Below are 22,450 nucleotides of genomic sequence, written 5' to 3'. Positions count from 1 at the left end.
CACTTTCGGGAATTTTTGTGAACTTTTTTTGAATAATTTTTGACTAATTTGTGACTAAATAAAATTTCTTCTTATTTTCCCCTTGTTCAGACCATTAAAGTTTTGTAAAAAAATAAAAAGGAAGTCTTTTATGTATTTATTTCAACAGTATGAATATAGGATTGTCGGAATTAAGACTGCAGTATGCAACCCTGTCGGTCTCTTGAAAAATTCATCCCTCTATAGTTCTAACAGACTACACCTTAAGTTTCAACGTTTTCCACTATAATAATAGTGATAAATTAACATTATCCATTTTCAAAAAAAATCCTATAAGAAACTAGGCTGAAATTCTGTTCTTTTTTTGGATAATTCGTTATGATGTATAAGTACTTTTAATCTTGCTTCTTTTTTTATCCATTATACTGTCAAGAATTTTTTTTGACAAATTATTGAACTTTAGTTAGAGGTGAAATTTTTTGCGACGCTCTTTGAAGTGGTTGGCTGTTGCCACCACCATTGGAATGATACTTATTTTACTCGGCGGGGCACTCGTTACCAAAACGGGTTCTGGAATGGGCTGCGGAAGATCTTGGCCATTATGCCACGGCAAGATTCTGCCTTCGGACATTACACCGGAACTTATTATTGAACTTGCCCACCGGCTTGTTTCAGGTGCAGTCGGCATCATGGTATTAATATTGTCCGTTTGGTCGTGGAAGGCAATCGGTCATATAAGGGAAACAAAATTTCTTTCCTTTCTGTCTTTTTTCTTTCTGCTGCTCCAGGGGTTAATCGGAGCTGCTGCAGTAAAATGGGGACAATCTGATTTCGTCCTGGCTTTACATTTCGGTATTTCTCTCATTTCATTTGCGGCTGTTTTCTTATTAACGCTGCTCATTTTTGAAATCGATAAAAAGTTCGCCGCCGAGAAACTCTATATTGATAAACGGATGGGTTTCCATATTATTGGCGTTACCATTTATAGTTATATCGTCATTTATACCGGCGCCCTTGTCCGTCATACAAAATCAAGCCTTGTCTGCAGGGATTGGCCATTTTGTCTAAACGATTCTCCCGGACTTCCAAGCAATCTATATGAATGGGTGCAAATGGGCCACCGAACGGCTGCGGGCTTGATTTTTCTCTGGATCCTTTACATTACTGTGCTTGCTGTCCGTCATTATAAGCACCAAAGAGTCCTGTATTGGGGCTGGATTATTTCGTTGATTTTGGTATCAATGCAAGTAACCGCAGGCGCATTTATCATTTTTAGCCGCCTAAACCTTTACATCGCCTTACTGCATGCTTTTTTTATTACTTGTTTATTTGGTCTCTTAAGCTATTTTGTCCTTTTGTATTCAAGGTCAAAAAGGAACTTTCATTAAAAAAGGCTGTCTCGAGTTTGAGACAGCCTTTTTCTTTATGCTTTAACTAGTTCAATCAAGAGGTCACCGGTTTGGATAGAGTCACCGTTTAATGCGTAGATGTCTTTTACAACACCGGAAAATGGTGCTTGAACGGTCGTTTCCATCTTCATCGCTTCCGTAATCATCAAATGATCACCACGTTCGACCTTTTCACCCTTCTCTACCAATACTTTAATAACTGTTCCAGGCATCGAGGCGGAAATATGGTTTTCATTTTTCGGATCCCCTTTAAGTCTAGAGACAACCTTTGCTTTTATACTCTCATCTTTTATAACCACTTCACGAGGCTGGCCATTTAATTCAAAATAGATGACTCTTGTCCCGTCTGCCTGCGGCTGACCAATCGAAACTAGTTTCACAATTAGCGTTTTACCTGTTTCTATTTCTACTTCAATTTCTTCACCCAAGCGCATTCCATACAAGAAGGTTGGAGTATCAAGAACGGAAATATCCCCATACAGCTCTGTTGTTTTAGCATATTCCATAAACACCTTTGGATAAAGGGCATACGAAATAATTTCAAAATCAGTTACCTGTCTTCCCAATTCCTCATAAAGCTCTTCTTGTAACGTATTAAAATCAACTGGTTCAAGCAGTTCTCCAGGTCGCACTTCCAAAGGCTTCTTGCCTTTTAAAATCACCTTCTGCAGCTCTTCAGGGAATCCGCCATGCGGTTGACCTAAATAACCTTCAAACAATTCAACAACTGAATCAGGGAAATCGAGCGAATTTCCTTTTAATACGACGTCTTCCTCGTTTAAGTCATTTTGCACCATGAACAACGCCATATCGCCAACAACCTTTGAGGATGGGGTTACCTTGACAATATCGCCAAACATTTGGTTTACACGGGAGTACATTTCCTTTACTTCATCCCAGCGCTCGCCAAGCCCGACTGCCTTTGCCTGCTGCTGAAGGTTGCTGTATTGCCCCCCCGGCATTTCATGCTGATAAATTTCCGAATGCGGCGACATCATTCCGGACTCAAAATCTTGATAATATTTACGGACATCCTCCCAATAATGGGAAAGCTTTTCTAGAGCATCGATGTTTACATCAGGCTTTCGCTGATTGCCTTCTAAAGCGTAATAAAGGGAGTTACCACTCGGCTGGGAGGTCAACCCTGCCATTGTACTCATGGCAACATCGACAATATCTACACCTCCGTCGATTGCACGGGCATAAGTATAAATCCCATTACCACTAGTATCATGAGTATGAAGGTGGATTGGTATATCGATTGTCGCTTTTAATTCTGACACAAGCCGGTAAGCAGCTTCTGGCTTCAATAGGCCCGCCATATCCTTTATGCCAAGAATATGGGCACCTTGATTTTCAAGCTCTTTGGCGAGGTTTTTATAGTATTCAAGATTGTATTTCGTTCTCGTAGGGTCCAATATATCCCCAGTATAACAAATGGATGCTTCGGCGATCTTTCCGGTCTGCCTTACAGCGTCGATAGCCACTTCCATTCCCTTGATCCAGTTTAAGCTGTCAAAAATTCGAAACACATCTATCCCAGCCGACGCTGATTGCGTAACAAATTCCTTGATCAAATTGTCAGGATAGTTTTTATACCCAACAGCATTTGCTCCGCGAATTAACATTTGGAAAAGAACATTCGGAATCTTTTCGCGAAGATTCAAGAGTCGGTCCCAAGGGTCTTCCTTAAGGAACCGGTAAGCCACGTCAAACGTAGCTCCTCCCCACATTTCAAAAGAAAATAGCTCTGGCAATAGCTTTGCTGTCGGTTCGGCGATATGAGCGATATCAGTTGTGCGCATCCGTGTTGCCAGCAATGATTGATGGGCGTCCCGGAAAGTTGTGTCAGTTAACAGCACCTGCTTTTGATCTTTTACCCACTGGACGAGGCCATCTGCTCCTTGCTTTTCTAAAATTTGTTTAGTCCCTTCTTTATATGCTAAATCAAATGGCAGAGAAGGAATTCGCGGCTTTGAAAAAACAGGTCTTTTCTTCTTTTCAATGCCCGGAAAACCATTTACTGTGACGGTGCCGATATAGGACAGCATTTTTGTTCCCCTGTCTTTACGGACTGGGAAAATAAACAGTTCTGGTGTTGTATCAATAAAGGAGGTATCATACTTGCCGTTTAGGAACAATTCATGTTTCACAACGTTTTCTAAAAATGGAATATTCGTTTTGATTCCTCTTATCCTGAATTCCTGCAAATTACGAACCATTTTTGCAGCGGCCTGTTCAAACGTCAATGCCCATGTGGAAAGCTTCACTAATAATGAATCATAGTAAGGAGTAATGACTGCGCCTTGAAATCCATTCCCGGCATCCAGTCGTACGCCAAAACCACCGCCAGAGCGGTACGCCATAATTTTGCCGGTATCAGGCATGAAGTTATTTAACGGGTCTTCTGTTGTAACCCTGGATTGAATAGCATATCCATATAAAAGAATTTTTTCTTGTTCCGGTATCCCAATTAAAGGCCCATGCAATTCATGTCCTTCGGCAACTAAAATCTGTGTCTGGACAATATCGATACCTGTTACCATTTCCGTAATAGTATGCTCCACTTGAACACGAGGGTTTACCTCAATAAAATAAAAGTCATTCTCCGAAACTAGAAATTCCACTGTTCCTGCATTGATGTAATTGACATTTTTCATTAATTTTACAGCCGCATTACAAATCTGATTTCTTAACTCATCAGTAAGAGAGACGCTTGGAGCAATCTCGACCACCTTTTGGTGGCGCCGCTGGACAGAGCAATCCCTGTCAAAAAGATGAACGATATTTCCTTCTTTATCTCCAATAATCTGAACCTCAATATGTTTAGGTTTTTCAATTAATTTTTCCAGATAAACATCATCGTTTCCGAAGGCTGCCTTTGCTTCTGATTTAGCCCGTTCAAATGCTTCACGAACTTCTTCGCGGCTTCTGACAATTCTCATTCCTCGTCCACCGCCGCCAAGCGCTGCTTTGATGATGATTGGGAAGCTATATTCTTCGGCAAATTCCAGCACTTCCTCAACACTGTTAACAGGGCCGCCGCTCCCTGGTATAACTGGTATTCCCGCCAGTTCAGCCTGATAGCGGGCTTTTACTTTATCGCCAAACATATCTAAATGTTTAGATGCAGGACCGATAAACACAATCCCTTCTTCTTCGCAGCGTCTGGCAAAGTGGATATTCTCCGACAAAAACCCATAGCCCGGATGAATGGCGTCTGCACCACTTCTTTTAGCAATCCCAATGATTCCTTCAATATCTAAATAGGCATCAATTGGTTTCTTCCCTTCGCCCACTAAATATGCCTCATCTGCTTTATAGCGATGATAAGAGCCGGAATCCTCTTTTGAATAAATCGCAACAGTTCGAATATTCAGTTCAGTACAGGCGCGAAAAACCCTGATTGCAATTTCTCCACGGTTTGCAACCAATATTTTATTTATTTGTCTTGCCATATAAAACACCTCAATCTATGTATTTTTAAAAATGCGGGAGGCTGATAATCAGCCCCCTCATTTTTATTTCATATAAATAATTTTTCCATTACCGCTTTGCACTTTAGTATCCACTGTTTGTTTTTTGGTTTTATATTTTTTCTCATATTTAACAAACATAGAAACGTTCACAAGGATTCCCATTGCCGCAGCCAGCATTAACAAGGAGGAACCTCCATAGCTGATGAACGGTAGCGGAACACCTGTTAACGGAATAACCCCAGAGATCCCGCCAAGATTAATAAATGTTTGAATCCCAATCATACTTGAAATCCCAATCGCGAGGAGACTTCCGAAGGGGTCCTTACATTGCAAGCCGATATAAATCCCACGCAAAACAATATAAGCTAGCAGCAGAATGACAAAGCCTACACCCCAGATTCCTAATTCCTCGGCAATTACCGCCATAATAAAGTCAGTATGAGATTCCGGCAAATAGCCTAGCTTTTGAATGCTTTTACCTAGACCCAAACCATTTATACCGCCCTGCCCTATCGCAATAAAGGAATTTGCAAGGTGAAATCCAGCGTTTTGGGCATCAGCAAACGGATCTCCCCAGGATGAGAATCGTTCAAGCCGTTTTTCAGAAAAGATAAACCCCTTAGCCGCAATAAAAAGAGGCAGGATAATGATTATAGCCATCACAAGCAGTTTTCCAATCGTTTTATAATTCATTCCAGAACTAAAAATGATCATGCCGGCAATGAGGGCAATGATGCTCGCTGTGCCGTAATCAGGCTGAAGAGCAATTAATACACAAACTATAAAAAGAAAGAAAATTGGAGGTAGTACCCCTTTGTTAAATTGATTGATATAATCCTGCTTTTTCGAATAAACAGCTGCCAAATAAATGATAATTGCCAGTTTCACAAATTCAGAAGGCTGAAATTTAAAACCACCAATCTGATACCAGCTTTGTGCACCGCCTGCGACAGTACCAAATACGAAAAGTCCCAATAAAGTGATAAGGGAGGTCAGAACAATAAATACCATTACTTGCGTAAACTTCATAATTTTATACGGAATGATAGCTGTAAAAAGGAAGATGAAAGCAAACAATAGCAGCCACATTTTTTGCTTTTGATAAAAATAATCACTTGGCACATCATACCTTTGGACGGCCCAGGCCATGCTGGAGCTATAGATCATGATTAAACCAAAAGTACATAAAAGTATAATGGCAATGATTAGAGAATAATCATATGATTTTAATATTTTCTTTACCATGCTTACATCCTCATTTTCAATTTAGGTTTATACCATTCTATTATAATCGAAATTTCATGTTATGACTTGAGGAAACAATTATTTGTTACAAGATTTTAATAGAGAAAATTCAGAAAAATGAGGTAAAAAATATTAACTCTATATATAACAAAAAACTCAAACAATCGCAAGCATTGTTTGAGTCCTTTTGTGTTATTTTTTTATGGATGCATCGTGAAGCGCAGATAGTTCTCGTTCCAATTGATCTAAAATCGCTTTCCCATCCTTGCTATCTATTAAGCCCAATCTTACCGCAAAGTCTATTTCTCTAGATAGGCCAAACATTTGGGTATCCAACACCTCTTCATAAAGAGGGCATTGAGGCATCGTGAGATTGTCCATTTGCACTTTGATAAGCTTTAATATTTTTTCAGCGTCTGCCTGCAATAAGGCAAAAGCTTTTTCCTGGTGATTCACGATCATTTCAGACGCCAACATTGATCCCCCCATTTCAGAGCGAATATTCAACTTATCTATAAATTTTACCTTTTGCAGCGAAAAATTGCAAGAACAATAAGCCTTAGCTGCCGCTCGATTGAATAATTATGACTTTCGAGCAGAAAAAGGCTATACTTAATAATGTAAATAAGGAGGATTGACCATGGAACGCATTATCAATATAAAAGGTAAAGTAAAATATCCAATCACACTTGACCCAAGTGTTTGGATTTTCGATGATCGCCGGCTTGATTTAACTACGCATTTTTTAACTGAAAAAGATAATACCGATTCTACGGAAGCATATACGAAAGCCGTGTCAAAGCACTGGGACCGTGAAATCATGGAAGGAGCCGTCTTCCCTCCGACATTAAAAACAGAGCGCATATATGAAAAACAAAAGATGCTAACCGGAACCTTCGGAATTCTATTTAAACCATTTCTGAAAAATTCCGAGCCGGCAAGCACCGCATCAGTGCTTGTAATTGAAACAGAAGATGATAATTATGAGCTGCCCATAAATGAGGCCTTTGAGTTGATTTTGGGATTCTCAGATAAAGGCAAGCAGCTGTCCGCTGATGGCCCTGTTCACGTTTATTTTGGCGACGGCTCAAACCAGCAAAACCCTATTAAAAAAGTAAAAGGTTTTATCGTAAAATAGGACGGGCAATCTTGCCCGTTTTTACTTACAATAAATCCGCGGCTAGCCGTGCCAATCCTGACCTTTCCCCTTTTAATAGTTTCACATGACCGGAAATAACTTGATTTTTAAATTTCTCCACGACATAGGTTAAACCGTTATTATAAGCATCAAGATATGGATGATCAATCTGCTCCGGATCCCCCATTAAAACGATCTTACTGTCCTCTCCAACCCTGGTTATAATCGTTTTCACTTCATGCTTGGTCAGATTCTGCGCTTCATCGATAATAATAAATTGCTTAGGAAGACTCCTCCCCCGAATATAAGTTAGTGCCTCCACCTCAATGGATCCCATACCAGCTAAGATTGCATCCAGTTCCCCAGGTTTTTTTGTATTAAATAGAAATTCCAAATTATCAAAAATTGGCTGCATCCACGGCCGCAGCTTTTCCTGCTTTTCACCTGGCAAAAAGCCTAAATCCTTGCCGACCGGAACAATCGGCCGGGCGACGAGCAGTTTTTTATATTCGTGAAAATCCTCTGTCTGCATAAGTCCAGCGGCTAATGCCAGCAAGGTTTTTCCTGTTCCTGCTTTGCCGATTAAAGTTACTAGCGGGATATCTTTTCGCAGCAGCAATTCGATTGCCATTGTTTGCTGTACATTCCGCGAATGAATTCCCCAAACATGCTCTTGGTTCAGCGCTAGCTTCTTGACCTTCTTGGCCGTTATATTAACCATCCCAATCGCCGAGGCCGAGCTTCCGAGGGAATCCTTTAATATCAGAAATTGGTTTGGATAAAAGGTATAATTGGCGATTTCTGAGAGTAGAAGTTCTCCTTTCTCATAATAACGGTTTAACAGGTCTTTTGGGATATAGACCTCAAGAAATCCCGTATATAAAGAATCAACTTCCACCACCCGGTCATTTAGAAAATCCTCTGCAGATAGTCCGATGGCATCTGCTTTTACTCTTACTAATGCATCCTTGCTGACTAGAATAACGGGTTTTCCATTCTCCTTTGTTTGTTCCTCTAAAAACAAATTCTTCGCAACCGCAAGAATTCGATTATCATTCGTTTTTTCAACAAAAATATCCTGAAGCTCATGAAATGATCGGTGATTCAGCTCAATTCTGATGGTTCCTCCATTTTCGAGCGGGATTCTTTCATGGAGCTTTCCCGAGGCTCTGAGACCATCAATTAATCTTGATACATGCCTAGCATTTCTACCGATTTCATCCATGTACCTTTTCTTTGAGTCCACTTCTTCAAGTACGACTGCAGGAATAACTACTTCATTATCTTGAAAGGAAAAAATGGAATACGGGTCTTGTAATAAGACGTTTGTATCTAACACGTATATTTTACTCAAAGCGACGCCTCCTGCTTTACTTGATGTAAGGAAAGTGTAACATTACTATACATGCCATTTTGCCGGTTGGACTTTGGTAAAATATATGTTTATTGGAATAAAGATAGAAGGTGTTCCGCACAATAATTGTTAGTTGGGACCTTCATATCAAATAGAATATTATGTGAATTTTCCCAGTCTTTTAATTAGCTTTTTGGGAGGGTTTTTTATGAAGAAGATTTTAGTGACAGCTGCCATTTTCTTATTATTAACGGGATGTAATACGAATCAAAATAACGAGACGGCAAAAAATCAACAAAATAAATTAGTAAATGTAAAAAATAGCTACATAGAAAGTGTAGACCGAAAAACGGGCCAGGAAATATCAAAGCGGTTGGTGGAACTGGCGACAAGCGTACCGAATGTAAATGATGCAACTGCCGTGGTAATAGGGCGTTACGCAATCGTTGGAATCGATGTAAATGCCAAAATTGACCGTTCTCAGGTGGGGACTATAAAATATTCCGTGGCAGAAAGCCTCAAAAAGGATCGGTATGGTGCCAATGCCATCGTTGTAGCAGATGCCGATACCACTGAGCGGCTCAAAGAAATTCAGGCGGATATAAACAACGGGCGTCCAATCAAAGGGATTATGGAGGAGCTAGCTGACGTTGCCGGGAGGTTAATGCCGGAAATACCCGGAGATTTGATAACCCCTAATCCGAAAAACGCAACGGAAGAACCCGATAAAAAGCTCCCTGCAAAACAAGAAAACCAGCTTGAAAAAGAGCAGGAAAAACAGTCTAATTATCATAAATGATAAAAAAGCTTAGCTGTAGGCTAAGCTTTTCTTATTGCATCCATGACCTGCCTGTCCAATCTTTCAGCGGCATTTTTATCATAGGTTTTGTCATATTGGACTTCCTGAACAATTTTAGAGCCATAAAACATGACATCCCTTACTTCCTTAATTTTCACTTCAATAAGGGCCAGTTTCAACGGAACGTCTTTCAGTCTTTCTTCTTTTAAATTAGCTTCTCCCTGGATGGAGTATGTAGACTCATTTGCGATAATATTAATAACGACATGGTTATTTTTATTTATATTTTCAATGATTCTGGAACGGTTATCAACCGCAAAATAGATGATATTTTCATCTTTTGCAAGCACCCAGGATATAGCGCTGACATTTGGTCCACCTGTTTCATAATCAACGGTAGCCAGCGTAACAAATCTTTCTTTTTGCAATTCCTCATATAAAGGTTTAATTAATTTTGGTTCGACTTGATTGACCATTTCTATTTTCAACTCCTTTTTCTTCAATGCTGCCTTAAAACAGATATTCCCATATTACTACTATCTCTTTTTTTCTTCAACTAATACAACGTTCCCCTACAGACAGCCTTGATACTATAGTATAATAAGTAGTAACCAAGAAATATAAAGAGGTGCATAATGAGAGTTAAATGCGTGCTTTGTGATAAAATTGAAACGATTGATGACGAATCTCCAGAGGCAAAACGTTTAAGAAATCGTCCAATCCATACATATATGTGCGATCCATGTCAGGAACGTATAGCGAAAAAAACGAACGACCGGCTGGAAACCGGAAATTTCCGTTTTCTCAGGCCAAAATCAGATAGGGATGAATGGTAAAGAGGCTGACTTTTCCGGTCAGCCTCTTTTTTTAATCTGCAATAGGAAAGTTTTCGTATTTCTCTGGTTCTCTACTGATTTGGTCCAGCATAACTTCAATTAATTCCCGTGGGAAACGTGTTTTTTTACTATCTTCCCCCTGCTGATAGGCAACATAGTACATCACTTCATCGTGCGTAATTTCAACTTTGCTAATATGGTATTCATCCTTAAGCATTCGTTCGAAATGCTTTAAGGTATCTATCGCAGCCGTATCTTCCGGACGGGCATCACTAACTACTTTTATTGTCAGCCAATTATATAAAACATCCTGAACGGAATTCATCGTATCCCCCCATCACTTTGCCTCCGACTGCTGCTTTTTCGATTGATGCAGGCGGATTTTATATATTATTAAGATTAGAGCAGATACAGCTAACGCTTCGGCTACTGGCAATGCATAAGAAAGAATCAGCAAAACTAAGCATCCAATTACGAGACAAGTATAAATGACCACGTTTTTTAAAAGAGGCAGCTTCTTCGCATATCCCAATTTATATACAACGACAGCTAAAATCACGATATATATAAACTGTAACCAAACAGCCGTTTTAACATCCGTAAGCTGCATGAAAAATCTTAGAGTGGGGGAGAATCCTTCCATTTAAATTGCACTCCTTTTATTAACTCATTTCAGCATATTTTTTCTTTTTAGCCAAACGTTCCCGTTCGTTTTTATCAAGAATTTTCTTACGAAGACGGATGGATTGTGGAGTCACTTCACAAAATTCATCGTCATTTAAATACTCCAAAGATTCCTCCAAGGTTAAGAGACGAGGCTTTTTAATAACAGAAGTCTGATCTTTATTGGCAGAGCGAACGTTCGTTGCCTGCTTAACCTTTGTAATATTAACTGTCAGGTCATTTTCACGAGTATGTTCCCCTACGATCATTCCTTCGTAGATTTCCGTTCCCGGCTCAACAAAAATGGTTCCGCGGTCTTCCACTTGCATAATACCATAAGTTGATGCTTTACCCGACTCCATTGAGACAAGAACACCTTGTCTTCTTCCGCCAACCTGACCCGTAGCCATTGGCTGGTAGCTGTCAAATGTATGATTGATGATTCCGTACCCTCTGGTCAGCGTCAAAAATTCTGTTGTGTAGCCAATTAAGCCGCGGGCAGGAACATTAAATATTAGCCGAACCTGACCTGTTCCATTATTAATCATATCAAGCATTTCACCTTTACGAGCTCCAAGTGATTCCATGACAGAACCGGTATGCTCCTCAGGAACATCAATTTGTACCCTTTCGATTGGCTCACAGCGTACCCCATCAATTTCTTTAACAATAACCTCTGGTTTGGATACTTGAAGCTCATATCCTTCACGGCGCATGTTTTCAATTAAGATGGAAAGGTGCAGTTCTCCGCGTCCGGAAACAATCCATGCATCTGGCGAGTCTGTATTTTCGACACGTAAGCTGACGTCTGTTTGCAATTGAGCTTGAAGTCTTTCTTCAATCTTTCTGGATGTTAAATATTTTCCTTCACGACCGGCAAATGGGCTGTTATTGACAGCAAAAGTCATTTGCAGGGTCGGTTCATCAATCCTTAGCACTGGCAGGGCTTCTTGATTTTCTACTGGACAGACGGTTTCCCCGACATTAATATCCTCCATACCGGAAACAGCCACTAAGTCACCGGCAACCGCTTCTTGAACTTCCTCACGCTTTAATCCAAAGAAACCAAAAATTTTCGTTACCCTGAACTGTTTGACTGAGCCATCAAGCTTCATTAAAGCAACCTGTTGTCCCACTTTCATCGTTCCGCGGAAGACACGGCCAATACCAATTCTTCCTACATAGTCACTGTAATCTAGAAGGGCTACCTGAAATTGCAGCGGTTCCTCCCTGTTATCGACTGGTGAAGGAATGTGTTCAATAATGGCTTCGTATAATGACTGCATATTTTCATCTTGTTTATCCGGAGTCAAACTTGCTGTTCCATTGATGCCTGATGCATAGATGACAGGGAATTCTAATTGGTCCTCATTGGCATCCAGTTCGATAAACAAGTCGATAACTTCATCTACAACCTCGGCTGGACGGGCAAAGTCACGGTCGATTTTATTTACCACCACGATTGGAGTCAGATTTTGTTCCAACGCCTTTTTTAACACAAATCTTGTTTGCGGCATAGTGCCTTCATAGGCGTCCACCACGAGCAGAACACCATCGACCATTCTCATAATCCGCTCTACTTCCCCGCCGAAGTCAGCGTGTCCGGGAGTATCCAGGATGTTAATTCTTGTATCTTTATATTGAATAGCAGTATTTTTGGCAAGGATTGTAATGCCGCGCTCTCTTTCCAAATCATTGGAATCCATGGCCCGTTCATCAACATGCTCATTTGAACGAAACGTTCCTGCCTGTTTTAATAACTGGTCCACCAAAGTGGTTTTTCCGTGGTCAACGTGCGCAATAATTGCAATGTTTCTTATATTATCTCTTTTCTTCAAAGAAGTTCCATCTCCTGACTATTTTCGGGTAAAATCTATTTATAGTTTCATTTACAACTAAAACATTATACCATAATAAGAGTGGAAACCTAAAAGTATTTTATTGTAGAATGAAAAATAAAGTTTTGATAAAGGAGTAAAGATCATGAAAGATGTGAAATGGCCGTTCCTCATTTATGCAATTCTTGCAGCAGCATGCATTATGGGAATAGGTGTTGCTATAGCCGAAAAAAGCCTGCTAGGGATATTAGGATGTATTATTGCTGTTATCGTTATCATGGGACTTGGTTTTAAAACAAAAAAGAAAATGCGTGAAAACGGAACGTTATAAATGAAAACTCGCCGATTGGCGAGTCCGTTAGGACGGCTCATGAGGCGTAGTTGAATTTATACTTTCTTATTAGCTAAAAAAAGAGGCTGACCTTGTTTAAGTCAGCCTCTTACCATTTTCCGCCCTTTAAATATTCTTGAAGAATCGTTTGATGCAGCCCCGGCTTAGCAACAAAAAGGGAGTCTTGTGTAAGGTAATCCAGCTTCTCTCCCCTTAAATTAGTGACAACTCCACCAAGCTCCTTAATAATCACGGCCCCTGCAGCATAATCCCAGGGGGACAAACGCATGGAGATATATGCGTCTACTCTGCCAGTAGCTACGAACACCATTTCTAAAGCCGCCGACCCATAGGATCTCGTCCCTCTTGCATCCCTAACTAATGGAATTAACAAATTATGGTCAATTCGGTGATTTTTCATTACCCATGTTGCGTTCAAGGCAATAATGGACTTTTTCACTGAAGTCTCGCTTAAATTCGCAATCGGAGTTTCATTCAGATAGGCTCCCTTGCCGGAAAAAGCATGATACAATTCATCATGAACCACATCATAAACTAACCCAATTTTGCCAACACCGTCTTCATAAACCCCGATAGAAATCGCAAAATTCCTTTGCTGATGAATAAAGTTCATCGTTCCATCGATTGGATCAATCATCCAGACGATTCCCTCAAGGCTGTCCAATTTATCTCCGAACCCTTCTTCTCCCATGATTTTATGATGAGGGTAGGCCTCTTTTATTTTTTTGATAAAAAATTGTTCCGTTTCTTTATCGATATTCGTTACTAAATCATTGGCATTTGATTTGGTTTGAATACTTAAGCGCTGATTAAAGGATTTCCGAATACTCTCTCCGGCTTCGTTTACCCATTGTTTTGCCTGGGAATAAAGACTTTCCCAATTCATCCTTCTTCACTCCAATTTATCTTTATTTCTTGTGAGCTTTCGATGTATGTAGTATGAGATACGGAAAAAATTTCATGTATCTATAGCTTAATCAAAGATAAGCCAATCATCAACTTTTTGCGCCTTTATTCCTTTTTTACTTTTATTAACTTTTTTCCAAACACAATAATAAACGAACTCCCCCGTCCACATTGGAGTTCGTTTAGATTATGAAAACTTTTCGTTTCATTCTATTTTGTATCCCCTTAAATTATTAATACAAATTTATTTTTATAAAGCTTTTAGCCGCATTAATTCTAAACGGATTCTTTCAAGCTTCTGTTTGCATTCTTTAATTTTTTTCTCGTCTTTTTCTTCAATCGCTTCAAATAAAACTGCTAATTCATAGTCCATTTCCAATCTTAGAACTGCTGCTTTTTGCTTTTCGCCAACTTTTTTAAGTGATGTATTCATCAACTGCTTCACCTTTTCTCCTCCCCCTAGGATTCATTTCGGTTTATTTTTTACTGTATAATATGAGGCATTTTGAAATGTTGGAACAAATATGTGCTTTAACCCAGAATGCTGTTCATTTCATGTCTGTAAAGGCATTATGCTACAATGTTTGGGGAATGGCTTATAGGAGGTATAGGGATGGATTTTAAAGGATTTACCGAAGAAGATTTTAATGTGTTTTTAGTCGCGGGATTGGAGAATAGAATGGAAGCCTTAAAAACCTCCATTCGTCCTAAATTAGAGCAATTGGGCCATCATTTCGCCCCAGCCTTGAATGTATTAACTGGTGATGAAATGTTTGTTCATATTGCCAAACATGCAAGGCGGACAGTTAATCCTCCAAAGGATACCTGGGTGGCTTTCGCCAATAATCCGCGCGGCTATAAAATGCTGCCTCATTTTCAAATCGGCTTATGGCATACCCATTTATTTATTTGGTTTGCAGTTATTTATGAAGCTCCACAGAAGGAAGTAATTGCAGAGCGTCTGTCAAAAAAATTGACCAAGATATTTAAAGAAATACCAAAAGAATTTGCGTGGTCTGCTGATCATACGAAGCCTGATACTTTCTCACACAGGGAAATGTCAAAGGAAGAATTAAAGGGGCTTATCGACCGCTTACAAACAGTTAAAAAAGCAGAACTATTGTGCGGCTATACGATAGATAGAGAAGCTGCCATCGCGCTTGGCTCTGAAGGCTTGATAAACGAAATCGAAAATGTATTCCAAAAGGTTGCACCAATATATAAAATTGCTTGTAATTTGAAATAAACAAAGGAGACAGCTAATGTCTCCTTTGTTTATTTCATCATAATTCTCTCACCGGGAGAAGCTTCTTTTGCTTTTTTAATGGCCCGATAGGATGAATATCCGCTGATTTCTTCAAATTCACCGCAAACGGTCTTTTCCTCTGCTTTACTTGGGACAATTTCCTTAAATCTCCGGTAGACGGACATTAACTGGTCGCGTTCAATTCCGGACTCATACGCTTTTTCAATGGCTTCAAAGAAATGAACGACATCAACAATTTCCTCTGTCGACCATCTGTAGTCTATTGGATACTGATATTCCATGTAATCTCACCTGCTGACTCTCTTGTGTATTGTTTCTTATTCTTTCCACTTCCGGCGAATTTGTTCAGCTTCAAGGATAATCCGATCAAAAAGCTCGGCAGTAGACGGTACATCTTTAATGAGTCCCATGACCTGACCCGCCCAAGCGAAGCCTTTATCAACTTCACCATTATAAATGTACTGTTGATTAGCTTTTCCACTAATAAAATCCTTAAGCTCTTCATAACCGCCATGATTCTTTTCAATTTCAAGAATTCTATCTGTCCATGTGTTCGCAATTGCTCTTGCTGGTGCGCCGAGCGAGCGCTTAATCACCACTGTATCAGTTTCAGTGCCTTCAATCAATGCATTTTTATACACATCATTAGCATGAACACATTCCTTAGTGGCAATAAAACGAGTACCCATCTCTATTCCTTCAGCACCTAAACTGAGTGCGGCCATTAGCCCTCTGCCATCACCTATTCCGCCCGAAGCAATAACCGGTATTGACACTGCATCGACAACCTGAGGGATTAACACCATAGTACCTAGATCATCACGGCCGAGATGCCCTCCTCCTTCCTGCCCAACTACCATTACAGCATCAGCGCCAAGTTCCTCCGCTTTCACTGCCTGCCTTCTTGCAGCAACAAGGACAAGCTTTTTAATGGATGTACCCTTTAATTGTTCAAAAATAGGAGCCGGATTTCCGCCAGTCATAGAAATAACAGGTACCTCTTCATCAATAGCCACCTGCAAAAAGTCAGCAAAAGGCCTTCCGGTTTGTCCGATGGCAAAGTTCACTCCAAAAGGATTATCGGTTAATTCTCTAACCTTCTTAATTTCTTCTCTAAGAAGTTCAGGACTTGCCAAGGACATGGCCGTAATTTGCCCAAGGCCGCCACTATTGGATACGGCTGCGGCTAAATCAGAATAAGCTAAATACGCAAGCCCGCCTTGAATAATTGGATAGCGGATATTTAATATTTCTGTTACTCGTGTCTGCCAATTCATTTGAAAAATCACTCCTTAATTAGTCGTTATTTGTTATTTCGTTTCAAACGGGTAAATTTCCTTTTCTTTTGGGAAACTAAATTTTATAAATCCATTCGGATAAAAATTTACAGAATTCCTATGCAGACCACATATTTAATGCTATAATTCAATTTGTTTTTTTGAATCTTTATTTATAAGAGATCTTAATAAGAGGTGTGTATAAATTGTCCCAAAATCAAACACCGCTCTTTAGCGGTTTATTAGCACATGCCAATAGAAATCCAATTCAATTTCATATACCTGGACATAAAAAAGGAGCCGGTATGGATCCGGAATTCCGAGAGTTCATTGGTGAGAATGCTCTTTCCATTGACTTAATCAATATTGGACCGCTTGATGACCTCCATTCACCTAAAGGAATGATTAAGCAGGCCCAGGAATTAGCGGCAGAAGCTTTTGGTGCCGACCATACTTTCTTTTCAGTCCAAGGCACCAGCGGAGCCATTATGACAATGGTTATGGCAGTTTGCGGCCCTGGAGATAAAATCATTGTGCCACGAAATGTCCATAAATCAGTCATGTCGGCCATTGTCTTTTCAGGTGCAATTCCGGTATTTATCCATCCGGAAATTGACATGGAGCTGGGGATTTCCCATGGTATTACACCGGAATCAGTGGAAAAAGCACTTGAACAGCACCCTGATGCCAAAGGAGTATTAGTCATTAACCCGACTTACTTTGGAGTTTCCGCCGACTTAAAAAGAATCGTGGAAATTGCCCACTCTTACGAAGTGCCTGTCCTTGTAGACGAGGCCCATGGAGTTCATATTCATTTCCATGAAGACCTTCCAATATCAGCCATGCAGGCAGGTGCGGATATGGCTGCAACCAGCGTCCATAAGCTTGGCGGTTCGATGACGCAAAGCTCCATTTTAAATGTTAAAGAAGGTCTTGTTTCGGTTAAACATGTTCAATCCATTCTCAGCATGCTTACGACAACATCCACTTCTTATTTATTATTGGCTTCGCTGGATGTTGCCAGGAAACAGCTGGTGATGAAAGGAAAAGAATTAATTGACAGAACGATTCGCCTTGCGCAGTCCATCCGTCAAAGAGTGAACGAAATAGAACATCTTTATTGCCCTGGTGAAGAAATTTTAGATTCCAAAGCCATATTTGATTATGACCCGACAAAACTGATTATTTCCGTCAAAGATTTAGGGCTTACTGGCTATGAAGTAGAAAAATGGCTCCGTGAAAAGCACAATATTGAAGTGGAAATGTCTGACCTTTACAACATCCTCTGTATCATTACTTTAGGAGATACGGAAAATGAAGGGGATATTTTAGTAACCGCCCTAAGGGAGCTTTCTAAAGAGTATGAGAATCGTTCTGAAAAGATCGAGCCTGTTGAGGTTCTCCTGCCGGAAATTCCTTTGCTTGCCTTAACTCCGAGGGATGCGTTTTACTCTGAAACGGAAGTAGTAGCCCTGGAGAAATCTGAGGGCAGAATAATTGCTGAATTCATTATGGTGTATCCTCCAGGAATCCCAATTTTTATTCCTGGTGAGATTATTACGAAAGAAAACCTCCACTATATAAAGAAAAACCTGGAGGCCGGACTGCCTGTTCAAGGACCGGAGGACGATGAACTGAAAACAATCCGGGTTATTAAAGAATATAAGGCAATTCAATAGCAAATAAAAAATACAGGATTCCTAATGGAATCCTGTTTATTTTTAAGTAAATTATATTTATTTCACTTCTTTTTCCCCATGGCTTTCGCAGCAGCAGCCGCATTTTGAATAGAGAACCGTTACTTTTTCATCTTCAAAATGATCAATTGTTGAATTACAAGTTTGGCATACAATAGTACCCATGCTTATTAGTCCCCTTTTTTGTGGAATTATCACTAAATTGAAAGCGATTTACTATCCTTGAAATCATAATAATATATCACATTAAAAATTTCAAGCCTAATTGTATGTCACATTTAAAAATAATAATTTAAATAGGAGTTAAAATTGTCCCAATAACAAACATTTTAGCTTCAAACTGTACAAATAAAGAAAAGTTTATAAATATACCTATTTAAGTTGTCATTATTTTTTATTCAATGCTAGAATAAAAGAGGTGATATTACAGGTATATAAGGGGGATAATGATGGCTTTAAATGCATATATAAAGCTCGTGCCTTCATCAGCGAAGCAAACGATTACAATCGAAGAAGTAAAGGATTTATTTCATTACTATAAAGACATTACAAGCAAAACTGGCGATCAGCTGAATTGGCAATTTGAGGATGCAGCACTACCTTATGAGATAAAAGAAACGGCTGAAGGAAAAGGAAACTGGTTTTATTTACATTCTGACCATGAACGTTACTTTGCCATTTTAATAGGTGTTGATAAAGAAACTGTCAAAACAGAAGAAGGCGGGGAATATGAGCAGACATATATTCAGGTTACCTTGCCGGAACAATCTACATACGGAGATAAAGGAAAAGCAAATGAATTTTGCAAATTCCTAGCCAAAAAGCTTCAAGGCGAATTGCACCTCTTTAACGAAAGAATTATGTACTTTTACCCAAGAAAATAAGCTCCCAAAGGGAGCTTCAACAGACTTGTTGAAAAGCTATCGAATGTTTTTTGATAATCCAAGCTCCTAAAAGGAGCTCAGATTGTCGAGAAAGTATATTTTTCTCGGCAATTTTTTATTTTATCAGAATCCGAAAATTCATTTTTTATGAAAAATTGTCGCTGCTAATGGGCCTGTTGATTTCCGCTCCAGGTGCTTCGCTTTCCGCGGGCGGTTCGGGGAGCCTCCTCGGCGCGTTCCGCGCCTGTGGGGTCTCCCCTGTCCCGTACTCCCGCAGGAGTCTGCGCACCTTCCGCTCCAATCAACAGGGAGATTATCAATCTAAAGAACTACAACACACTTTTTCTAGTCTGAATAAGTGTGTTGCAATCTTTTTCATGTTCTGGCAAGCTGCAGTAAGAAGGGCCTGCTCACTTGCTTTTTTATCCCACGTAACCGGCAGTAGCGAAGCCCGTGCAGCTCTTTTGAGTCTGCGAAGCTTCGCTCAATTTTTTCCTTTCTAAATTTATAAAGCTGTTTTCCTGATTTAGATAAGCGATTTATTCTTACCTTCTCTTTTTACTCCTCCCATACCCGAATTTCTTTTGTCTCTTTCTTCTCTTCTTTTTCCTTTAACGGCTTTTTTCCATGATTAATTCTATCCTCTTCTATAGCTTTATTAAGTTCCTCAAAATATTCGCGAGTCTCTACTTTTACCTCTTCCTTTGTATACTTATGCTTATTGGCGTTTGCCTTTAAATGAGTGGAATCAGTAAATAAAACACGACCGCCAACCATTTTATGATTCATTGCCTGCAGAACAATCTCATCAAATATTTCCTGAAATATATCGGTATCAATTTCCGTATTTATAACTTTGAAACGATGTTGGCGATTCCAACTGATCGTCGAATGATGTGGACCGGATCGTGGAATTTTAAACCTAAAAACCACCGGTAGGCAATGTTCATTTTAACTTCTCTTTCTAGTTGTCTTTCAGATCGAATACCAAAAAGGTATCCAATAAACATCATTTTAAAAAGAATTAGTGGGTCAGATGGGCAGCCATTATCCTCACTATAAAATGGACGAACTTTTTCTAAAAGAAATGAAAAATCTATATATTTATCAATCAAGCCAAGAAGGTGGTTGTCTGGAACTAATTCATCAATAGAAACAAATTCGTATTCACTTTGGCTGGACACTTTTGGCTTAAACATTAATTTCACCACATATTTTATTATTTATTGTTTGAGTTGCAGGTCTCTTTATTAACACCTGTTGATTTGCGCGGAAGGCACGAAGACTCCTGCGGGAGTACGGGGCAGTGGGAGACCCCACAGGAGCTTGCGCCGAGGAGGCTCCCCGGCACGCCCGCGGAAAGCGAAGTGCCTGGAGCGCAAATCTTCAGACATGTTGAAAAGTCTATGTATTAATAATATTACAACAAATTAACGCGGTGCATTGTTAAAGAATACGAATAAAAATAGAGGCTGCCGAGGGTTTCTCGACAGCCCGAGCTCCTAAAAGGAGCTTTTTTCAATGTATATAACGTGCCATGGTGTAATGGATTGATGTATAGACCACTAGGCTTAATGTGGTAATAAAAAGCGTTTTGCGGAAAGAATTGGTGATTTTGTTGCCAATAATGAAAGCCAAATAAAAAAAGACAAAAAACATAATAACTTTGAATAGAAGCTGATCGTGTTTTGACAGCCATTCGATTAATGTATAGCCACTCCAAATAATAAATTGCAGCATCATGACGATATAAACCCTCATCTTTGTCACCACGCAGTTACATTTATTAAAATAATTATATTATAGGAACAGCAAATTATTTGTAAAATTTTGCATTACTAACTGCAAATATTTGTTTTCCCCATAAAAAAAGTCCCTTTCGTGTTTAGGTACGAAAGGGACTTTTTTTATTATTTAAGGATGTGAATTGGACTTCCTAGAGCTACTTCCGCTGCTTCCATAGTGATTTCACCAAGGGTTGGGTGGGCATGGATAGTCATAGCCAAATCTTCGGCAGTCATCCCTGCTTCAATCGCAAGGCCAAGCTCAGCAATCATGTCAGAAGCGTTTGCACCGGCAATTTGTGCACCGATTACAAGGCCGTCTTCTTTCCGCGTAACTAATCGTAAGAAACCATCACTTGAGTCAAGCGATAGAGCACGGCCATTTGCTGCAAATGGGAACTTAGCAACCGTTACTTCCATTCCTTCTTCCTTCGCCTGCGCTTCAGTATATCCGACTGCAGCCAACTCAGGCTCAGAGAATACAACGGCAGGAATTCCTAAATAATCAATTTCAGAAGGATGTCCCGAAATTGCCTCCGCCGCAATTTTAGCCTCGTATGATGCCTTGTGGGCTAATTGAGGGCCTGCCACGACATCACCAATAGCGTAAATATTGCTAATATTAGTTCGGCATTGTTTGTCGATTTCGATCAATCCGCGCTCAGATAATTTCACCCCAGCTTGTTCAAGACCCATTTCATCAGTATTCGGACGACGTCCAACCATGACGAAAACGTAATCGGCTTCGATTTTCTTTTCTTCACCTTTTGTTTCAAAGGTTACCACGACGCCGTTTTCTGTCTCTTCCACACCTTTAGCCAAGGCTTTCGTATAGAACTCCGCACCTTTTTTCTTCATGTTGCGCTTAACCAAGGCCGCCATTTGCTTATCAAAAACACCCATGCCTAAAATTTCCTCGGCACCTTCCAAAATCGTCACCTGACTGCCAAAGTTTGCATAAGCACCGCCAAGTTCAATCCCGATAACACCGCCGCCAATCACGACAATTTTCTCAGGAATTTCGTTTAGATTAAGGGCACCAGTCGAATTTAGAACACGCTTTGAATATTTAAATGCCGGCAGTTCAATAGGACGGGAACCAGTTGCAATAATAGCATTATTAAAAGTATAAGTTTGAGCAGAATCTTCATTGATTACACGAAGAGTATTAGCATCCACAAAGTATGCTTCTCCGCGTACAATATTCACTTTATTCCCTTTTAATAAGCCTTCAACACCGCCGGTTAATTTTTTTACAATACCAGCTTTAAATTCTTGAACCTTCGAGAAGTCAACCTTTACATTTTCAGCTGTAATCCCGAAGCCCTCGGAATGAAGGGCAGTTTCATAACGATGACCTGCAGCGATTAAAGCTTTTGAAGGAATACAGCCGACATTTAAACATACTCCGCCTACATATTCCTTTTCTACAATTGTTACCTTTTGTCCTAGTTGAGCAGCACGAATAGCTGCCACATACCCGCCAGGACCAGAGCCGATGACTATAGTTTCTGTTTCAATCGGAAAATCTCCAACTACCATT

23 protein-coding genes and 1 pseudogene are annotated in these 22,450 nt (G+C 39.8%); 8 read left to right on the top strand and 16 right to left on the bottom strand.

Annotated features, from left to right (window positions below; genetic code table 11):
- The first annotated feature begins 458 nt into the window (after window positions 1-458).
- A complete protein-coding gene (locus ACFPA1_RS01710; RefSeq protein ID WP_213140873.1) occupies window positions 459-1,367 on the top strand; it encodes a COX15/CtaA family protein in 909 nt (302 codons plus the stop codon).
- A gap of 35 nt (window positions 1,368-1,402) precedes the next feature.
- Here ACFPA1_RS01710 and pyc read toward each other — a convergent pair whose 3' ends face one another.
- The 3 genes from pyc to ACFPA1_RS01695 all read right to left on the bottom strand — a co-directional run bounded on the left by pyc (window position 1,403) and on the right by ACFPA1_RS01695 (window position 6,586).
- The gene (gene pyc, locus ACFPA1_RS01705) at window positions 1,403-4,846 is read right to left on the bottom strand and encodes a pyruvate carboxylase (RefSeq protein WP_378580999.1); all 3,444 of its coding nucleotides are present in this window, start codon (window positions 4,844-4,846) and stop codon (window positions 1,403-1,405) included.
- Window positions 4,847-4,909: 63 nt separating this feature from the next.
- Complete coding sequence (gene ftsW, locus ACFPA1_RS01700; RefSeq protein WP_213140875.1) at window positions 4,910-6,112, bottom strand: putative lipid II flippase FtsW; 1,203 nt, start codon at window positions 6,110-6,112, stop codon at window positions 4,910-4,912.
- Between the two features lie 192 nt (window positions 6,113-6,304).
- Complete coding sequence (locus tag ACFPA1_RS01695) at window positions 6,305-6,586, bottom strand: YlaN family protein (protein WP_213141311.1); 282 nt, start codon at window positions 6,584-6,586, stop codon at window positions 6,305-6,307.
- A gap of 166 nt (window positions 6,587-6,752) precedes the next feature.
- Between ACFPA1_RS01695 and ACFPA1_RS01690 the strand changes: the two genes are divergently transcribed.
- Window positions 6,753-7,250, top strand: a complete 498-nt coding sequence (locus ACFPA1_RS01690; protein ID WP_378580997.1) for a peptidyl-prolyl cis-trans isomerase — start codon at window positions 6,753-6,755, stop codon at window positions 7,248-7,250.
- Window positions 7,251-7,275: 25 nt separating this feature from the next.
- On the opposite strand, the gene ACFPA1_RS01685 is transcribed toward ACFPA1_RS01690, so the two are convergent.
- Complete coding sequence (locus ACFPA1_RS01685) at window positions 7,276-8,604, bottom strand: PhoH family protein (RefSeq protein WP_213140877.1); 1,329 nt, start codon at window positions 8,602-8,604, stop codon at window positions 7,276-7,278.
- 208 nt (window positions 8,605-8,812) lie between these two features.
- Here ACFPA1_RS01685 and ACFPA1_RS01680 point away from each other — a divergent pair, with 208 nt between their 5' ends.
- A complete protein-coding gene (locus ACFPA1_RS01680) occupies window positions 8,813-9,403 on the top strand; it encodes a YhcN/YlaJ family sporulation lipoprotein (protein ID WP_213140878.1) in 591 nt (196 codons plus the stop codon).
- A 20-nt stretch (window positions 9,404-9,423) separates the two neighbouring features.
- Here the strand turns inward: ACFPA1_RS01680 and ACFPA1_RS01675 are convergent, their stop codons facing one another.
- Window positions 9,424-9,879 (bottom strand): pyridoxamine 5'-phosphate oxidase family protein, encoded by a 456-nt coding sequence (locus ACFPA1_RS01675; RefSeq protein WP_213116466.1) that lies wholly within the window; start codon window positions 9,877-9,879, stop codon window positions 9,424-9,426.
- A gap of 159 nt (window positions 9,880-10,038) precedes the next feature.
- Between ACFPA1_RS01675 and ACFPA1_RS01670 the strand changes: the two genes are divergently transcribed.
- On the top strand, window positions 10,039-10,239 hold the full coding sequence (locus tag ACFPA1_RS01670) for a YlaI family protein (protein WP_213116467.1): 201 nt from the start codon (window positions 10,039-10,041) through the stop codon (window positions 10,237-10,239).
- Window positions 10,240-10,270: 31 nt separating this feature from the next.
- On the opposite strand, the gene ACFPA1_RS01665 is transcribed toward ACFPA1_RS01670, so the two are convergent.
- From ACFPA1_RS01665 to typA, 3 genes are read right to left on the bottom strand one after another with little or no spacing between them, the layout of a single operon-like run.
- The gene (locus tag ACFPA1_RS01665) at window positions 10,271-10,564 is read right to left on the bottom strand and encodes a hypothetical protein (protein ID WP_213140879.1); all 294 of its coding nucleotides are present in this window, start codon (window positions 10,562-10,564) and stop codon (window positions 10,271-10,273) included.
- Window positions 10,565-10,576: 12 nt separating this feature from the next.
- Entirely contained in the window at window positions 10,577-10,882 is a 306-nt protein-coding gene (locus ACFPA1_RS01660) for a YlaH-like family protein (protein ID WP_213116469.1), read from the bottom strand.
- 19 nt (window positions 10,883-10,901) lie between these two features.
- Window positions 10,902-12,740: a translational GTPase TypA gene (typA, locus tag ACFPA1_RS01655; protein WP_213140881.1), complete on the bottom strand. Its 1,839-nt coding sequence runs from the start codon at window positions 12,738-12,740 to the stop codon at window positions 10,902-10,904.
- A gap of 145 nt (window positions 12,741-12,885) precedes the next feature.
- Between typA and ACFPA1_RS01650 the strand changes: the two genes are divergently transcribed.
- Entirely contained in the window at window positions 12,886-13,071 is a 186-nt protein-coding gene (locus ACFPA1_RS01650; RefSeq protein WP_213140882.1) for a YlaF family protein, read from the top strand.
- A gap of 109 nt (window positions 13,072-13,180) precedes the next feature.
- Here the strand turns inward: ACFPA1_RS01650 and ACFPA1_RS01645 are convergent, their stop codons facing one another.
- Together ACFPA1_RS01645 and ACFPA1_RS01640 are read right to left on the bottom strand one after the other, a co-directional pair.
- Entirely contained in the window at window positions 13,181-13,978 is a 798-nt protein-coding gene (locus ACFPA1_RS01645) for an inositol monophosphatase family protein (protein WP_213140883.1), read from the bottom strand.
- A 270-nt stretch (window positions 13,979-14,248) separates the two neighbouring features.
- On the bottom strand, window positions 14,249-14,443 hold the full coding sequence (locus tag ACFPA1_RS01640; protein ID WP_213140884.1) for a hypothetical protein: 195 nt from the start codon (window positions 14,441-14,443) through the stop codon (window positions 14,249-14,251).
- Between the two features lie 168 nt (window positions 14,444-14,611).
- On the opposite strand from ACFPA1_RS01640, the gene ACFPA1_RS01635 reads away from it, so the two are divergent.
- Entirely contained in the window at window positions 14,612-15,244 is a 633-nt protein-coding gene (locus tag ACFPA1_RS01635) for a YktB family protein (protein ID WP_213140885.1), read from the top strand.
- Window positions 15,245-15,273: 29 nt separating this feature from the next.
- On the opposite strand, the gene ACFPA1_RS01630 is transcribed toward ACFPA1_RS01635, so the two are convergent.
- The gene (locus ACFPA1_RS01630) at window positions 15,274-15,546 is read right to left on the bottom strand and encodes a UPF0223 family protein (protein WP_213140886.1); all 273 of its coding nucleotides are present in this window, start codon (window positions 15,544-15,546) and stop codon (window positions 15,274-15,276) included.
- Between the two features lie 36 nt (window positions 15,547-15,582).
- On the bottom strand, window positions 15,583-16,542 hold the full coding sequence (locus ACFPA1_RS01625; RefSeq protein WP_378580991.1) for an NAD(P)H-dependent flavin oxidoreductase: 960 nt from the start codon (window positions 16,540-16,542) through the stop codon (window positions 15,583-15,585).
- A gap of 206 nt (window positions 16,543-16,748) precedes the next feature.
- On the opposite strand from ACFPA1_RS01625, the gene ACFPA1_RS01620 reads away from it, so the two are divergent.
- Window positions 16,749-18,221: an aminotransferase class I/II-fold pyridoxal phosphate-dependent enzyme gene (locus ACFPA1_RS01620; protein ID WP_213140888.1), complete on the top strand. Its 1,473-nt coding sequence runs from the start codon at window positions 16,749-16,751 to the stop codon at window positions 18,219-18,221.
- A 57-nt stretch (window positions 18,222-18,278) separates the two neighbouring features.
- Here the strand turns inward: ACFPA1_RS01620 and ACFPA1_RS01615 are convergent, their stop codons facing one another.
- Entirely contained in the window at window positions 18,279-18,404 is a 126-nt protein-coding gene (locus ACFPA1_RS01615) for a GapA-binding peptide SR1P (protein ID WP_213116478.1), read from the bottom strand.
- Between the two features lie 284 nt (window positions 18,405-18,688).
- Here ACFPA1_RS01615 and ACFPA1_RS01610 point away from each other — a divergent pair, with 284 nt between their 5' ends.
- A complete protein-coding gene (locus ACFPA1_RS01610) occupies window positions 18,689-19,123 on the top strand; it encodes a DUF1885 family protein (RefSeq protein ID WP_213141312.1) in 435 nt (144 codons plus the stop codon).
- A gap of 316 nt (window positions 19,124-19,439) precedes the next feature.
- Here ACFPA1_RS01610 and ACFPA1_RS01605 read toward each other — a convergent pair.
- From ACFPA1_RS01605 to lpdA, 3 genes and pseudogenes are all read right to left on the bottom strand, one after another.
- Window positions 19,440-20,322 (bottom strand): annotated as a pseudogene (locus ACFPA1_RS01605) (transposase).
- 319 nt (window positions 20,323-20,641) lie between these two features.
- A complete protein-coding gene (locus ACFPA1_RS01600) occupies window positions 20,642-20,884 on the bottom strand; it encodes a hypothetical protein (RefSeq protein WP_213116480.1) in 243 nt (80 codons plus the stop codon).
- A gap of 149 nt (window positions 20,885-21,033) precedes the next feature.
- A complete protein-coding gene (lpdA, locus tag ACFPA1_RS01595) occupies window positions 21,034-22,449 on the bottom strand; it encodes a dihydrolipoyl dehydrogenase (RefSeq protein ID WP_213140889.1) in 1,416 nt (471 codons plus the stop codon).
- Window position 22,450 lies beyond the last annotated feature (1 nt).

Source organism: Neobacillus sp. GCM10023253 (assembly GCF_042653105.1).
Classification (GTDB): domain Bacteria; phylum Bacillota; class Bacilli; order Bacillales; family Cytobacillaceae; genus Neobacillus; species Neobacillus citreus.
This window is presented reverse-complemented; position numbering and strand designations above follow the sequence as displayed.